Origin of the sequence: Nocardia sp. NPDC051030 (assembly GCF_040683015.1) — a bacterium.
In the GTDB taxonomy this organism is placed as follows: Bacteria; Actinomycetota; Actinomycetes; order Mycobacteriales; family Mycobacteriaceae; genus Nocardia.
The window spans coordinates 328,648-342,719 of record NZ_JBFBCD010000007.1 but is presented as its reverse complement, the minus strand read 5'-3'; the positions used below and the strand labels follow the sequence as shown (position 1 = coordinate 342,719).

Here is a 14,072-nt window from a genome sequence, read left to right as displayed (position 1 = left end):
TCCGGTGTGGCTCGTCGATAACATGCCGCGCCGCATGGCGAATGGCAACCTCAACCAGCTGATCAACACCTGCACCCTCAACCTGCCTTGCCGCGCCCGACCTGCCCGCCGGAACGCCCCTCGAGCCCGCGCTGGGCCATAACCTGAACGACTACTAGCGGGTAGCTTACCCGGGGGTAGAGATGGACGCTTGGCTATTTTTGTGCCGTATCGCATTTCGACTGCCATTGATTTGCGACAGATCATCACCTATAGCGCCGCCTCGCGGCCATTGCCGCCAAGGCATATTGACTCAGACAGTCGAATGCCTTGTCGCGAGCCATCGAATTCATGGTCATATCGGATTACGTCGGCCAACGAAAGAGGCCCCGATCCAATGGATCGGGGCCTCTTCTCAGGGTGACCGACGGGACTCGAACCCGCGACAGCCAGGATCACAACCTGGTGCTCTACCAACTGAACTACGGTCACCATTGCCGGGAAGCGGTAACTTCCGGCGCGATAGATCGTAACGTGTGTCGGTGGTCAGTACCTAATCGGCTGGTTAGGCCGGTTTTTGGCCCAGTTCGGCGGCTACCGCCGCGATTTCCGCGGTGGACGGGCCGGGGGGCGCGACGAAGGCGGTGCGGCGGTAGTACTGGAGTTCCTTGATGGACTCCTGGATATCGGCCAGGGCGCGGTGGGCCAGGCCCTTCTCGGGCTGGCCGAAGTAGATGCGGGGGTACCAGCGGCGGGCCAGTTCCTTGATGGAGCTGACGTCGATCATGCGGTAGTGCAGGTGCGCGTCCAGGGCGGGCATATCGCGGGCGATGAAGCCGCGATCGGTGGCGATCGAGTTGCCTGCCAGGGGGACGGTGCGCGGGGTGGGGACGTACTGCTTGATGTAGTCGAGGATCTGCTGTTCGGCCTCTTCCATCGTGACGGTGGAGCGGCGAACCTCCTCGGTGAGACCGGAGCGGGCGTGCATATCGGTCACGACCGGCGGCATCGAGGCCAGGGCGGCGTCGTCGGCGTGAATGACGATGTCCACGCCCTCACCGAGGATATTGAGGTCACTGTCGGTCACGAGCGCGGCCACCTCGATCAGCTTGTCGCTGTCGAGCCGTAGGCCGGTCATCTCGCAATCCATCCACACCACGTATTTGTCGCTCACCGAGAAGAGGTTAGTCGTTTCGCCGCTGCCGTCCGGATCGCCCGGCCGCGTCGGGGCGGCTTTGCCGTCCGACCGGGCAGTATCGTTTGGCGTATCCGCGCGCGTGAATGCGGTCGGCATGTTGGCAGGGCAGTTCGTAGAGCAGTCGCAGTTGGCAGAGCAGACGGAGGAAGAGCGCGATGACCACCCCTCAGGAAAAGGCAGCGGCGGCCCGTAAGGCCGCGGAGGACGCCGCGCGGATCGCGGCGGAGGCAGCGGCAGCCGCGGAGGCCGCCGAAAAGGAAGCCGCCGCCGAAGAAGCAGCCGAGAAGGCCAAAACGGAAGCTGCCGACGCGGCGGAGACAAAGGCCGCCCCGGCGAAGGCGAAGGCGGATTCGGCCGCCGCCGGTGACCCGGGCGAGGCGGCCGCGCAGCAGATCGCGGCCGGGTACGCCATGGAGGGGCTGGCGCTCGAGCTCGGCACCGTCATGATCGACGGACAGGTGCATCCCGATGCGCGCGTACGGATTCCGATGAAGACCATGAACCGGCACGGCCTCGTCGCGGGAGCCACCGGTACCGGTAAGACGAAGACCGTGCAGGGGATCGCCGAGCAGTTGTCGGCGGCGGGCGTGCCGGTGGTGCTGGCCGATATCAAGGGCGACCTCTCGGGGCTCGCGCAGCCCGGTGCCTCCAACGACAAGCTCTTGGCGCGCGCCAAGGAAACCGGTGACCCGGACTGGAAGCCGACCGGATTCCCGTGTGAATTCGTGTCATTGGGCACCGAGGGCATCGGCATCCCGATTCGCGCCACCATCACCTCGTTCGGCCCGATCCTGCTGTCGAAGGTGCTGGGGCTCAATGAGACTCAGGAATCCACGCTGGGCCTGATCTTCCACTGGTCGGACAAGGCCGGACTCCCGCTACTGGATCTCAAGGACCTGCGCGCGGTCATCCAGTTCCTCACCAGCCCGGAGGGCAAGGAGGATCTGAAGGGCATTGGCGGCGTCTCGGCGACGACGGCGGGCGTAATCCTGCGCTCCCTGGTGAATTTGGAGGCCGAGGGCGGCGACACCTTCTTCGGTGAACCGGAAATGGATCCGGCCGATCTCATGCGCGTCGCGGGCGGACAAGGTGTCATCACCCTGTTCGAGCTGGGCGCGCAGGCCGCGCGGCCGCAGATGTTCTCCACCTTCCTCATGTGGGTGCTCGCGGATCTGTTCCAGACCCTGCCCGAGATCGGCGATATGGATAAACCCAAGCTGGTCTTCATCTTCGACGAGGCGCACCTGCTGTTCAATGGCGCGTCCAAGGCCTTCCTGAGCCAGGTCGAGCAGACGGTGAAGCTGATTCGCTCCAAGGGCGTCGGCGTGTTCTTCTGCACACAGCTGCCCACCGATATCCCGAATGCTGTTCTCTCCCAGTTGGGTGCGCGCATCCAGCACGCGCTGCGCGCCTTCACCCCGGAGGATCAGCAAGCGCTGTCCAAGACCGTGCGCACCTACCCCAAGACCGCCAACTATGACCTCGAGAAGGCGCTCACCTCGCTGGGCATCGGTGAGGCGGTGGTGACGGTGCTGTCGGAGAAGGGTGCGCCGACACCGGTCGCCTGGGCGCGCATGCAGCCGCCGCGCTCGCTCATGGACACCATCGGTGATGAGGGAATCCGTTCGCGGGCAAAGCAATCCACGCTGTACGGCAAGTACGGGCAGACCATCGACCGGGATTCGGCCTACGAGATCATGGCGGAAAAGCTGGAAGCCGCCGCGCAAGCGCAGGCCGAAGCGCCTCCGGCCAAGACTTCGTCACGTTCGTCGAAGCCCGCGCCGGAGGACGAGTCGGTGGCCGAGAAGATCGTCAACAATGCGGCCTTCAAGAACTTCCTGCGCTCGGCCGCCACCGTGGCCGGGCGGGAAATCGGCCGCAGCATCTTCGGCACCCGCAAGCGCTAGAGACCAACTCGAAGGGCTTCGGAGGCAGGACGCCTCCGAAGCCCTTTTTCAGCAGCCGATATCGCGGCTCATCAGGTCGTCGATGGTTTCGCGGCGGACGATTTCCCGGGATTCGCCGTCGCGGACCGCGACGATCGGCGGGCGGCCGATGCCGTTGTAGGACGAGGCAAGGCTGTGGTGATAGGCCCCGGTGCAGGGCATGGCGATGATCTCGCCGGGGCGCAGGTCGGCGGGCAGGCGGATATCGCGGGCGAGGATGTCGCCCGCCTCACAGTGGCGTCCGGCGAGGGTCACGGTCATATGCGGGCCGGTGGGGTGCCGGTTGGCGACGACGGCTTCGTAGCCCGCGCCGTAGAGGGCGACGCGCGGGTTGTCGCTCATGCCGCCGTCGACGGTGACATAGGTGTGCCCGTTCTCGACATGCTTGACCGACAGCACCCGGTACAGGGTGACACCGGCGCGCGCCACAATGGCCCGGCCGGGCTCCAAAGAGAGTGCGGGCCGCGGGAATCCGTGCCGCGCGCAGGCCGCGTCGAGCGAGTCCTCGATAATGTCGGCCAACTCCGGCAGGTTCATCTCGGCATCGCCGCTGCGATAGGCGACGGCATGCCCGCCACCCAGGTCGAGATCGGTGAGTGTGACGCCGAGATCGTCACGCAGGCGCGCCATTTCGGCGATCATGCGGCGCACCGCCTCGCCGTACGGGAAGGTGTCGTAGATCTGCGAGCCGATATGGCAGTGCAGGCCGACCAATTCCAGATTCGGTTGCCGCACAATGCGATCCACCGCATCGGTGAGCGCGTCGCTGCCGATCGGGAAGCCGAACTTCTGATCGGTGACGCCGGTGCGCACCGCGGGATGCCCGTGCACATCGATATCCGGGGTCACCCGCACCAGCACCCGCTGCGGTTCGGCGGCCAGCGCGGCCAGCAGGTTGATCTCGGTCACCGAGTCGACGACGATCCGCCCGACCCCGCAATTGATCGCCGTCTCCAACTCGGCGAACGGTTTACCGTTGCCGTGCAGCACGATTCGCGCCGGATCCACCCAGGATGCGAGCGCCACGGCCAGCTCCCCGGCCGAGCACACATCGAGCGATAGCCCCTCATCGGCGATCCACTCGGCCACCGCCCGGGTGAGCAGCGCCTTGCCCGCGTAGATGATCTCCGCATCCGGGAAGCGTTTGCGATACGCCCGGCACCGGTCCCGCACCTCGTTCTCGTCGAGCACATAGGTGGGTGTGCCGTGCTGATCGGCGATATCGGCCAGGGCCACGCCGCCGACGGTGATCCGCCCCTCGGCGTCATAGTGCGTATCACGCGGCCAGACCGCCGGATCGAGGCGAGGAAGCAAACCCCCCGACCGCAGCGACGGGAAGATGTCGAGCAGCGTCACGTTGTCTCCTGAGTCGCCCCCGCTTTCCTTTCTGCGGGGCCCTTTCTCAGGACTACGCCGCTTCCGGCACCCGGTGCACCACCGGCTACGCGCCCTTGACGAGGGTCCGTTCGATCTTGACGGAATCCGAGCGGACCGAGTGACGTGACCCACGAAAAACGCTCTTCACCCCCGCAACCGCAGGATGAAGAGCGCAATCGGTGTGTGAAGAGACTTCTTACTGCTCGCCGAGCTTCTTGTAGGCGGCACCGGCGACGACCGAGGTGATTGCCCGGGGTGCGAATTGGCCCGCCAGGCTCATGCCCTTGCTGAGGACGCCCGGGACGATGCGCATCTTATTGCGGGCCAGCCCGTCGATGGAGATCTTGGCGGCGTGCGCGGCGGAGACCCAGATGAACTCCGGGATCTTATTGCTCACTTCTTCCTGGTCCGGGTTGTCCGTACGGACCGGGCCGGGGGCGAGCAGCGTGACATTGACGCCGGTGTTCTTGAGCTCCCCGCGCAGGGATTCGGCGAAGGTATTGGTGAACGCCTTCGAGGCGGCGTAGGTGGTGTTGTTCGGGATGGGCATATTGCCCGCGGCCGACCCGGTGATGAGGATGCCACCGCCGCGCCGCTCCAACATGCCGGGCAGCACGGCCAGGCTCAGGTCATGCACCGCAACGGCATTGAGTTCCATGATGTCGCGCTCGTACTGCAGATCCAGCTTGGCCAGTGGCCCGAATGTGGCCACGCCCGCGTTATTGCACAGGATCGCGATATCCCGCTTGGCCAGCTCGTCCGCCAACGGCGCGCGCTGCTCCCGATTGGACAGGTCGACCGCGCGCACCTCGGCGGTGATCCCGTAGCGCTCGGTCAGCTTCTGCGCCAGAGCGGTCAGCAGGTCGCCGCGCCGGGCGACGAGAATCAGCGAGTAGCCCCGCGAAGCGAGCTCCTCGGCGAGGGCGGTGCCGATCCCGGAGGAGGCTCCGGTGACGACGGCACGATTGTCGGCGGTGGGTGCAGGCAAGCTCACGATCAGGCAGCCTACCCATGAGTGCCCGAAGCCGGGGGAACGGTGGCCGCCCGGTCCGGCGAAACATTCAGCAAACTGTTATGCACTGAATTGCATAGTACGGGTCGTCTCAGTTACCCTGGCCGCATGGCCCTGGAGCATGCGTTGCTGGTATCGCTGACCGAACGCGCAAGTTCGGGGTATGACCTTGCCCGGCGGTTCGACAAGTCGATCGGGTTCTTCTGGAACGCTACCCACCAGCAGATCTATCGCGTGCTCAAGCGTATGGAAGAGCAGGGGTGGGTGACCGCCGAGGCCGTGCTGCAAGAGGGACGGCCCGATAAGAAGGTCTATACGGTCAGCGACGCCGGGCGGGGGGAGCTCACTCGGTGGATCGCCGAGCCCAGCGATGTCGGGCCGATGCGCAATGAGCTCGGCGTGAAGCTGCGGGCCGCCTCCCTGGGCGATGTTCCCGCGCTGGCCGCCGACGTGCAGCGGCATCGGGATCAGCACGCCTATCGGCTGGATCTGTATCGGACCTTCGAGAAGAAGGACTATCCCGCACCGGATCAGCTCTCCGGCCGGAAACTCCACCAATACCTCGTCCTGCGCGGGGGCATCCGTATCGAGGAGGGATTCCTCGATTGGTGCGATGAAGTGATCGCAGCCCTGACTCGTGACACCGCACAATCCGAAGGCGGCTCAGCCCAGTCGCCGGCGTCCGACCCGAAAGGCACTCAGCGATGAGCGCATTCCCGCATCTCTTCGAACCTCTGGACCTGGGATTCACCACACTGCGCAATCGCGTGGTCATGGGTTCCATGCACACCGGCCTCGAGGACCGGGCCTGGCATACCAACCGGCTCGCGGCGTACTTCGCCGAACGTGCCCGCGGCGGTGTGGGTCTCATCATCACCGGCGGTTACGCCCCCAATCGCGTTGGCTGGCTGCTGCCGTTCGGTGCGAAGCTGACCAATAAGACCGAGGCGTTCCGGCATCGCGCCATCACCAAGGCGGTGCATGCCGAGGGCGGCAAGATCGCCTTGCAGATCCTGCACGCGGGCCGCTATTCCTATGTGCCCGGCAGTGTGTCGGCGTCCTCGATCAAGGCCCCCATCAACCCCTTCCGGCCGCGCGCGCTGTCGAGCAAGGGTGTCGAATCCACCATCGACGATTACGCCCGCTGCGCCTATCTCGCCAAGTTCGCCGGGTACGACGGCGTCGAGATCATGGGTGGTGAAGGCTATTTCATCAACCAGTTCCTGGCGCCGCGTACCAATAAGCGCAAGGACAAGTGGGGCGGCACCGCCGAGAATCGCCGTCGCATCGCGAGCGAGATCGTGAAGCGCGTGCGCAAGGCGGTCGGCCCGGACTTCATCATCGTATTCCGTTTGTCCATGGCCGATTTCGTGGAGAACGGGCAGACCTGGGACGAGATCGCGGCTGTCGCCAAGGATGTGGAGGCCGCCGGGGCCACCATCATCAATACCGATATCGGCTGGCATGAGGCGCGGGTGCCCACCATCGTCACCTCGGTCCCGCGCGCGGCGTTCGTGGAATGGACCGCGAAAGTCAAAGACGTGGTGAGCATTCCGGTGTGCGCGTCGAACCGCATCAATATGCCGGAGACCGCGGAGGAGATTCTCACCCGCGAGGACGCCGACCTGATCTCCCTGGCCCGCCCGCTGCTGGCCGACCCGGACTGGACGCGCAAGGCGCAGGAAGCCCGCGTCGATGAGATCAATACCTGCATCGCCTGCAACCAGGCCTGCCTCGACCATGCCTTCCAGGCGAAAACCGTGTCCTGCCTGCTGAATCCGCGCGCGGGTCACGAGACCGACCTGCAACTGCTGCCGACCCGGCGCACCCGCAGGTTCGCGGTCGTGGGCGCGGGACCGGCCGGACTGTCCGCCGCGGTGAGCCTGGCGCAGCGCGGTCACCACGTCGACCTGTACGAGGCCGATGACAAGATCGGCGGCCAGTTCGATATCGCCCGCCGCATCCCCGGCAAGGAAGAGTTCAGCGAGACCATCCGCTACTACACGCGGCAGATCGAAGTCACCGGCGTCCGACTACATCTGGGCACCCGGGCCACCGCGCAGCAGCTCATCGAGGGCCGCTACGACGAGGTCATCCTGGCCACCGGCGTGAAGCCGCGCATCCCGAACATCCCCGGCATCGACCACCCCAAGGTGCTCACCTATTCCGAACTGGTGCGCGAGGGCAAGCCGGTCGGCAAGAAGGTCGCGGTCATCGGCGCGGGCGGTATCGGCTTCGATGTGAGCGAATTCCTCACCGTCGAAGGGCATCCCAGCCTGAAGCTCGACGAGTGGAAGGAAGAGTGGGGCGTCTCCGACGATCCCGACATGCGTGGTTTCCTCACCGCACCCAAGCCTTCCCCGGCCGCCCGCGAAGTCGTCCTGCTGCAACGCAAGTCGTCCTCGTTCGGTAAGGATCTGGGCAAGACGTCGGGCTGGGTGCACCGCGCCGCCGTCAAGGCCAAGGGTGTGGAGCAGATCGGCGGCGTCAACTACGAGCGCATCGACGACCGCGGCCTGCACATCAGCTTCGGCGAGAAGCGGCAGCGCCCGCAGATCATCGAATGCGACAATGTGATCCTCTGTGCCGGACAGGAATCCGTCCGCGACCTGGAAGAGCCATTGAAGGCCGCGGGCGTCGAACTACACATTATCGGCGGAGCCGACCTGGCCGCCGAACTCGACGCCAAGCGCGCCATCAACCAGGGCACCCGGCTGGCGGCGGCCCTGTAATGCCGAACCTCACCCGCCTGGGACTGCCCGGAGACGAGCAGTCCTGGGCGGCACTGGGTTTCACCGTTACCGACGGCGGCTTCCGGATCGGCCACGTCGAGTGCACGCTCGGCGCGGCCGCCTGGGGGTTCGATGAAATCCAGGCCGCCCCGGACGAACTCGGCGTGCCCTACCTCGATTCGACCGCCGAGGGCAATACCCAGGAATTGGCGGCGCACCCCAATGGGGTCACGATTGTCGACCACGTCGTCTACTGGGTTCCCGAACTCGATGCGGCGGTCACCAATCTGGATGCTGTACTGGGCATCCCACCCCGCCGCCGATTCTTCCCGCGCGGCCCCGAAGGCCCGGAAATGGCTTTCTATCGCGTCGGTGAACCCTTCATCGAAGTGGTCGGCTCCGGTCTCGATCCGGCCCTGGTCGGCGTCGCCTTCCTGACTCCCGACCTGGATGCCGCCGTCGCGGCCGTACGCGCCGCGGGCGGCCCTCTCGGCGACCCCAAACCGGCCGTCCAGGGTGGCCGGATCGCCAGTGTCTGGCGCGGTCACCTGAATTGGGGAATCGCCTTCATGGAGCCGAAGCCCAAAGCCTGACGGTCATCCGTCGAATCCATTGGTGGAGAGCGAAATCACGTTTAGGTCGCAGATCTTCTGATACTCGCAGTTGGCAATGTCGTACCCCCCTGTCATGATCTCGAGGTACCGATCTCGGTACGTTGCTTCATTATTGGGGAGAATGTCTATGTCACTGTCGCGTAAGGCTGCTCTGGGAGTGGCCGTCTGTGCTGCGGCAGCACTGTTCACCGGCGGAATGGGTACCGCCAACGCCGCGGGCGACCTGTACGGGTCGTTCGCCATGGCCGATCTCGGGGATGCCTGGCAGGTCGGCGTCGCCTGGGACGCGCCGGACCAGGCCCGGGCCGAACGGAGCGCGCTGGACGAGTGCGGCTACTCGTTCTGCGCCACCTCGGTGAGCTGGTCGAACGGCTGCGCCGCCCTCGCCGCCCGCGGCGATGACGTGTGGTATGCCATCGCCTCCACCAAGGCCGCGGCCGAGCGCAATGCCCTCGCCGCCACCGGTCCCGACCCGAACCCGCTCCTGGTGAGCTTCGGCAGCTCCAAGCCGAGCTCGGCGCACATCGTCGGCTCTCAGTGCACCTCCAACGCGGGCTGACCTAGGCGCTGCGTAGCACTGTGCCCCCGCTGCCCGAAGGCAGCGGGGGCACAGTGCTTTACATGTTCACCGGGTTACTGGGTGGCGGTTTGGCGCTTGGGGAGCTTCCAGTTGGGGCGGGGGAAGTGGCAGGTGTAGCCGTTGGGGTAGCGCTGGAGGTAGTCCTGGTGCTCCGGCTCGGCTTCCCAGAAGGTGCTGGACGGGGTTACCTCGGTGACCACCTTGCCGGGCCAGATGCCGGAGGCGTCGACGTCGGCGATGGTGTCGAGGGCCACGCGCTTCTGGTCGTCATCGAGGTAGAAGATGGCGGAGCGGTAGGAGGAGCCGATGTCGTTGCCCTGGCGGTCCTTGGTGGTCGGATCGTGGATTTGGAAGAGGAATTCCAGGAGGGCCCGGTAGTCGGTGACGGCCGGGTCGTAGACGATTTCCACGGCTTCTGCGTGACCCGGATGGTTGCGGTAGGTGGGGTGGTCGTTCTGGCCGCCGGTGTAGCCGACCCGGGTCGAGAGGACGCCGGGCTGCTTGCGGATCAGGTCTTCCATGCCCCAGAAACATCCGCCGGCCAGGATGGCTTTACGGGTGTCGGTCACGCTTCCTCCTTGGTGAACAGGGTCTGGTACTCGCCGTAGCCTTCCGCCTCGAGTTCGTCGAGGGGGATGAAGCGCAGGGATGCGGAGTTGATGCAGTAGCGGAGGCCGCCCTCGGCACGCGGGCCGTCGGGGAAGACGTGGCCCAGGTGGCTGTCACCGTGCAGGGAGCGGACCTCGGTGCGGACCATCAAATGGCTGAGGTCGCGCTTCTCGACCACATTGGTCTTGTCGATCGGCTTGGTGAAGCTCGGCCAGCCGGATCCGCTGTCGAACTTGTCCGTCGAGGCGAACAGTGGTTCGCCGGACACCACGTCGACGTAGATGCCGGGCTCGTGGTTGTCCCAGTACTCGCCCGTGAACGCGCGCTCGGTGCCGTTCTTCTGGGTGACTTGGTACTGCTCGGGCGACAGCGCATCGAGCGCCGCCGGGTTCCGGATGTACTCCTTGGCCACTTTGACCTCCTCGTGATGGCTATCCGTTCAACGCCCGGCCGGGCGGGAAAATCCCCACTCGGCCGGGCGTCATACTTCGGTCACCTTTACCCAGGATGTCACCCTGCTATCCGCGTGTCACCGGGCGGCACGCGCCGCGAGGGCGGCCGCGGCCAGGACGGTCACCCCCTCGGCAATGGCGGTGATGCCGACCGCGTGGGCGGCGGACAGGACACTGCTTCCGGCGAGGCTGAGGAAGACCGAGCCGAAGGTCGCGATGCCCACCACGACGCCGAGCTGGACATTGGTCACCAGGATGCCGCTGGCATCGGCGGCCAATGCCAGGGGGATCTTGCTGGTGGTGCGGGCCATGAGCGGGCTGAAGGACAGACCGAATCCGATGCCCATGATGCCGAAGACGATCAGTTCCACCGGACCCATACCGCGGCCGTCGCGCAGCAGCACCCCCATGATGACCATGGTCGAGGCCGCCAGCACCAGGCCGAGCGGAATCATGACGGCGTGGAAGCGGGCCGGGATGCGGCTCCAGTTCAGGCTCGCCAGTGCGAAAGTCGCGCCATTGGGCAGGAACATGAGTCCGGCGTGCAACGCGCTGTAGCCGAGGGTGCCCTGCAGGTGGATGGCCATGACGAACAGCCAGCCGCTGAAGGTGCACATGACGGTGAACAGTGTTGCGGCGGTGAGGATCAGGCCGGGAGCGCGGAGTACGCGATCGGCGAAGAGCGGCTCGCCGCCCCGACGATGCACCCAGCGCTCCACCAGGGCGAAGCCCGCGAATCCCGCTACGGCACCGGCCAATGCGAGCCAGGTCCACACCGGCCAATCCTGTTCATGGCCGAGCACCAAGGGCACGACCAGCAGCAGGACCGCCGGAGTCAGCACGGCCAGGCCCGCGAGATCCAGCTTGCGGTCATTGCGCACGGTGACGGGCAGGATCTGCGGTGCGACGGCCAGCAAGGCCAAGCCGATCGGCACATTCACGAGAAACACTCCACGCCAGGTGGTTCCGCCCAGATCGGCGCTGACAATGAGCCCGCCGACGATCTGCCCGATCACCATGCCGCCGGAGATCACCGCCGCATAGGCCGAAAGTGCCCGCGCCCGTGTGGTTCCGGTGAAGGTGCGCTGAATCAGCGTCATGACCTGCGGCACCATGGCCGCCGATCCGACACCCTGAAGGAAGCGGAAGACGATGAGCGTCCCCGTATTCCAGGCCAGCCCGCAGGCCAGCGAGGCCACCGTGAACCCGATCAGCCCGGCGACGAACATATTCCGCTGTCCGAATCGATCACCCAGCCGCGCGCCGGTGACCAGCAGCACGGCGTAGGCGATCACATATCCGGAGACGATCAATTGGAGCCCGGAACCCGAGGCGTGCAAGGAGGTCCGGATCGACGGGATGGCGACATTGACGATGGAGGCATCCAGCACGGCCATGAACTGGCCGAGCAGGATGACGGCCAGAATGGCCAGTGGACGACGGGGACTGGAAGGAGCGGCTGGGGGAGCCGCCACTGATGGCGCTTGGGTCAGGCTCTGAGACATGTGAATGAGCCTGCGCCGGGGCCGATCCTGGTAACAGGAGCCTGCTTATTCTGGTACTGGCACCACCTGGATACGGTGCGCGATCGGCGCGACGATGGGGAACGTGAACCGACGTTCTATTCCAGGGCCGCCCCGAGGTCGCGAATCAGGACGTCAAGGCGCGGGGCCTCGGGCCATCGCGGGCGCAGAGTGCCGATTCGATGCCAGCCCCACTTGAGATATTTCGTATAGGCGCGCGAGTTGTCCGGCTCGACAAGCAATGTCGCCCGTTCCTCCGGGCGGCCCGCGAGCAGGTCATCGTGAAGTGCCCGCGCGATTCCGTGGTTTTGGTACTCGGCGCACACCATGAGTTCGCTGAGTGCGAATGTGCGACTACCGGTTTCGGTGATGAACTCGGCGCGGTCGGCATCTGGATCGTCGAGTTCGAGATTTCCCCACCACGCGGCGTTGGGGCGAAGTGGCCAGCCCCAAGTCTGTCCGACTGGTTCGCCATCGATTCGCGCGATAACCAGCTCGAGCCGGGCTGATTGGGCTGGGTTGGTGTAGGCATCGAACCTGGCCATGAATGACTCGGGGTCGTCGAACGTGTCGCCGGATGCGATCGCCTCGACGTATGACCGACGGTAGATCTGTTCGACGACGTTGCGCAGGTCGCGAGCCTGTGCCTTGTCGTAGTGCTCGAATTCCAGGCCGACGGGCAGGGTAGTCATGCTGTGGTTGCTTTCGTCAGGAGGGCGTCGAACTTGTCGGAAAACTCGCCGCCGACAGGGTTTTGATCGACGGACGCACGGATGGGTTCCAGGTTACGCAGCGTGCGAATCGACGTCAGACCGGTCAGTGTGTCGAGGACGGGCACGGCCTCGGCGACAGCTTCGCGAAGATCGCCCGCCCGCGCCCGGATGACGGCTCGCCAGGCGGCGATGTTGATCACGTTTCGCGGAAAGCGTTCGACGTCGGCGACAGAGTCGAACAGTGCAATCGCGCGGTCGTACTGCTCGAATTCGGCGCGGCCCCGCGCCTCGTGGGCGGCGATCTCGGCCGGGGTGACGGCCCAGAGCCAGCGCGGGCACTCGTCGAGCGGCTCGAAATTGGACGCCTGATCCATCTCACGCCATGCGGTGGCGATGGCACGCTCGAATGCCGAACGCTCGCACAGCAGTCCGTACGCCTGGGCTTCGCGTACGGCGATGAGCGCGTGAATTCGACCGGGCGGCGTGCCGCGCATGAGGTCTCGGGCGCGGGTCGCGAGTTTCAGTGCGACCTGCGGGCGGGCCTTGCCGCCCCGCGCGAGCCCGAGCAATTGTCCGCCGCCAATCAGGCAGGTACGTGCGATGAGGCCGGGGTCGTTGGCCTCGCATCCGAGGGCCATGGCATCGGCGTAGCAGCGTCGTGCGAGTGACTGCCGGTCGGCGTCGTAGGCCAGCCATCCGGCCATGACCGCCAATTCCCCTGTGGCGATGGTGAATGCGTCGCCGACGGCGGTGTCATAGGTGCCGATCTCGCGCCAGTGCTTGGCCTTGGCCAATTCCGTTACCGCGAAATCCACCAGACGCCCACCACCGAGACGCTGATCCTCCGATTCCAGCGCCACGACCCCCTCGCGCAACCGGGTCACATCGGACATACCGAGCTGCCCGGGTTTCGTCCCCAACAGCACGATCGACGCACCTGCCAACGCCGCCTTACCAAAGTCTCTTCTTCTCACGTCGTCCTCGTCGACTTCCCAGGAATACAGACCGAGCCTGCTACCGCCGGAATCTGTTTCGCTGGCAACACCTTCTGCGGCTTGCCCATCGATGCCCGGGGCAGGTGTCCCCTTGCGAACCAGTTCCCAGAACCGTGCTCGTTGCTCGGGCTCGGCATCGGCGAGAACTTCGAACAGCTGTCGGCGGTTGGCCTCACGCATGTTCTGGGTCTGTCCGGTCAGCCAGTCCCGATGGGCGCGCGCGGTGACCCCGATTCGCTTGCAGAACTCGACTTTGTTCATGCGCAGCGCTGCACGAAGGGCTTCGAGTTCGTCGGGTGTCCATTCGATATCGACCATTGGGTCCTCCGGGGCCCTCGGTTG

Annotated in this window: 13 protein-coding genes and 1 tRNA gene; 5 read left to right on the top strand and 9 right to left on the bottom strand. The window is 65.7% G+C overall.

What is annotated here, in order from left to right; translation table 11 throughout:
• Positions 1-398 precede the first annotated feature (398 nt).
• Together AB0N05_RS25270 and orn are read right to left on the bottom strand one after the other, a co-directional pair.
• A tRNA-His gene (locus tag AB0N05_RS25270) sits at positions 399-471 on the bottom strand.
• 73 nt (positions 472-544) lie between these two features.
• The gene (gene orn / locus AB0N05_RS25265) at positions 545-1,153 is read right to left on the bottom strand and encodes an oligoribonuclease (RefSeq protein ID WP_364698308.1); all 609 of its coding nucleotides are present in this window, start codon (positions 1,151-1,153) and stop codon (positions 545-547) included.
• A 179-nt stretch (positions 1,154-1,332) separates the two neighbouring features.
• On the opposite strand from orn, the gene AB0N05_RS25260 reads away from it, so the two are divergent.
• A complete protein-coding gene (locus tag AB0N05_RS25260; RefSeq protein ID WP_364698307.1) occupies positions 1,333-3,084 on the top strand; it encodes a helicase HerA-like domain-containing protein in 1,752 nt (583 codons plus the stop codon).
• 48 nt (positions 3,085-3,132) lie between these two features.
• Here AB0N05_RS25260 and lysA read toward each other — a convergent pair whose 3' ends face one another.
• Both lysA and cmrA read right to left on the bottom strand, forming a co-directional pair.
• A complete protein-coding gene (gene lysA / locus AB0N05_RS25255; RefSeq protein WP_364698306.1) occupies positions 3,133-4,479 on the bottom strand; it encodes a diaminopimelate decarboxylase in 1,347 nt (448 codons plus the stop codon).
• Positions 4,480-4,696: 217 nt separating this feature from the next.
• Positions 4,697-5,494 carry a mycolate reductase gene (gene cmrA, locus AB0N05_RS25250; protein ID WP_364698305.1) on the bottom strand — a complete coding sequence of 266 codons (798 nt, stop codon included), beginning with the start codon at positions 5,492-5,494 and terminating at the stop codon, positions 4,697-4,699.
• Positions 5,495-5,620: 126 nt separating this feature from the next.
• Here cmrA and AB0N05_RS25245 point away from each other — a divergent pair, with 126 nt between their 5' ends.
• The 4 genes from AB0N05_RS25245 to AB0N05_RS25230 all read left to right on the top strand — a co-directional run bounded on the left by AB0N05_RS25245 (position 5,621) and on the right by AB0N05_RS25230 (position 9,417).
• Complete coding sequence (locus AB0N05_RS25245) at positions 5,621-6,220, top strand: PadR family transcriptional regulator (RefSeq protein WP_364698304.1); 600 nt, start codon at positions 5,621-5,623, stop codon at positions 6,218-6,220.
• Entirely contained in the window at positions 6,217-8,244 is a 2,028-nt protein-coding gene (locus AB0N05_RS25240; RefSeq protein ID WP_364698303.1) for an NADPH-dependent 2,4-dienoyl-CoA reductase, read from the top strand. Before AB0N05_RS25245 ends, AB0N05_RS25240 begins: the two co-directional genes overlap by 4 nt.
• Positions 8,244-8,837 carry a VOC family protein gene (locus AB0N05_RS25235; protein WP_364698302.1) on the top strand — a complete coding sequence of 198 codons (594 nt, stop codon included), beginning with the start codon at positions 8,244-8,246 and terminating at the stop codon, positions 8,835-8,837. Before AB0N05_RS25240 ends, AB0N05_RS25235 begins: the two co-directional genes overlap by 1 nt.
• A gap of 148 nt (positions 8,838-8,985) precedes the next feature.
• Complete coding sequence (locus tag AB0N05_RS25230; RefSeq protein WP_364698301.1) at positions 8,986-9,417, top strand: DUF4189 domain-containing protein; 432 nt, start codon at positions 8,986-8,988, stop codon at positions 9,415-9,417.
• A gap of 74 nt (positions 9,418-9,491) precedes the next feature.
• On the opposite strand, the gene msrA is transcribed toward AB0N05_RS25230, so the two are convergent.
• The 5 genes from msrA to AB0N05_RS25205 all read right to left on the bottom strand — a co-directional run bounded on the left by msrA (position 9,492) and on the right by AB0N05_RS25205 (position 14,048).
• Positions 9,492-10,007: a peptide-methionine (S)-S-oxide reductase MsrA gene (msrA, locus tag AB0N05_RS25225; RefSeq protein ID WP_364698300.1), complete on the bottom strand. Its 516-nt coding sequence runs from the start codon at positions 10,005-10,007 to the stop codon at positions 9,492-9,494.
• Entirely contained in the window at positions 10,004-10,459 is a 456-nt protein-coding gene (gene msrB / locus AB0N05_RS25220; RefSeq protein ID WP_364698299.1) for a peptide-methionine (R)-S-oxide reductase MsrB, read from the bottom strand. Before msrB ends, msrA begins: the two co-directional genes overlap by 4 nt.
• A 117-nt stretch (positions 10,460-10,576) precedes the next feature.
• Positions 10,577-12,004 carry an MFS transporter gene (locus AB0N05_RS25215; protein WP_364698298.1) on the bottom strand — a complete coding sequence of 476 codons (1,428 nt, stop codon included), beginning with the start codon at positions 12,002-12,004 and terminating at the stop codon, positions 10,577-10,579.
• A gap of 116 nt (positions 12,005-12,120) precedes the next feature.
• Entirely contained in the window at positions 12,121-12,714 is a 594-nt protein-coding gene (locus AB0N05_RS25210; RefSeq protein ID WP_364698297.1) for a GNAT family N-acetyltransferase, read from the bottom strand.
• Positions 12,711-14,048, bottom strand: coding sequence for a hypothetical protein (locus tag AB0N05_RS25205; protein WP_364698296.1), 1,338 nt, complete (start codon positions 14,046-14,048; stop codon positions 12,711-12,713). Before AB0N05_RS25205 ends, AB0N05_RS25210 begins: the two co-directional genes overlap by 4 nt.
• Positions 14,049-14,072 lie beyond the last annotated feature (24 nt).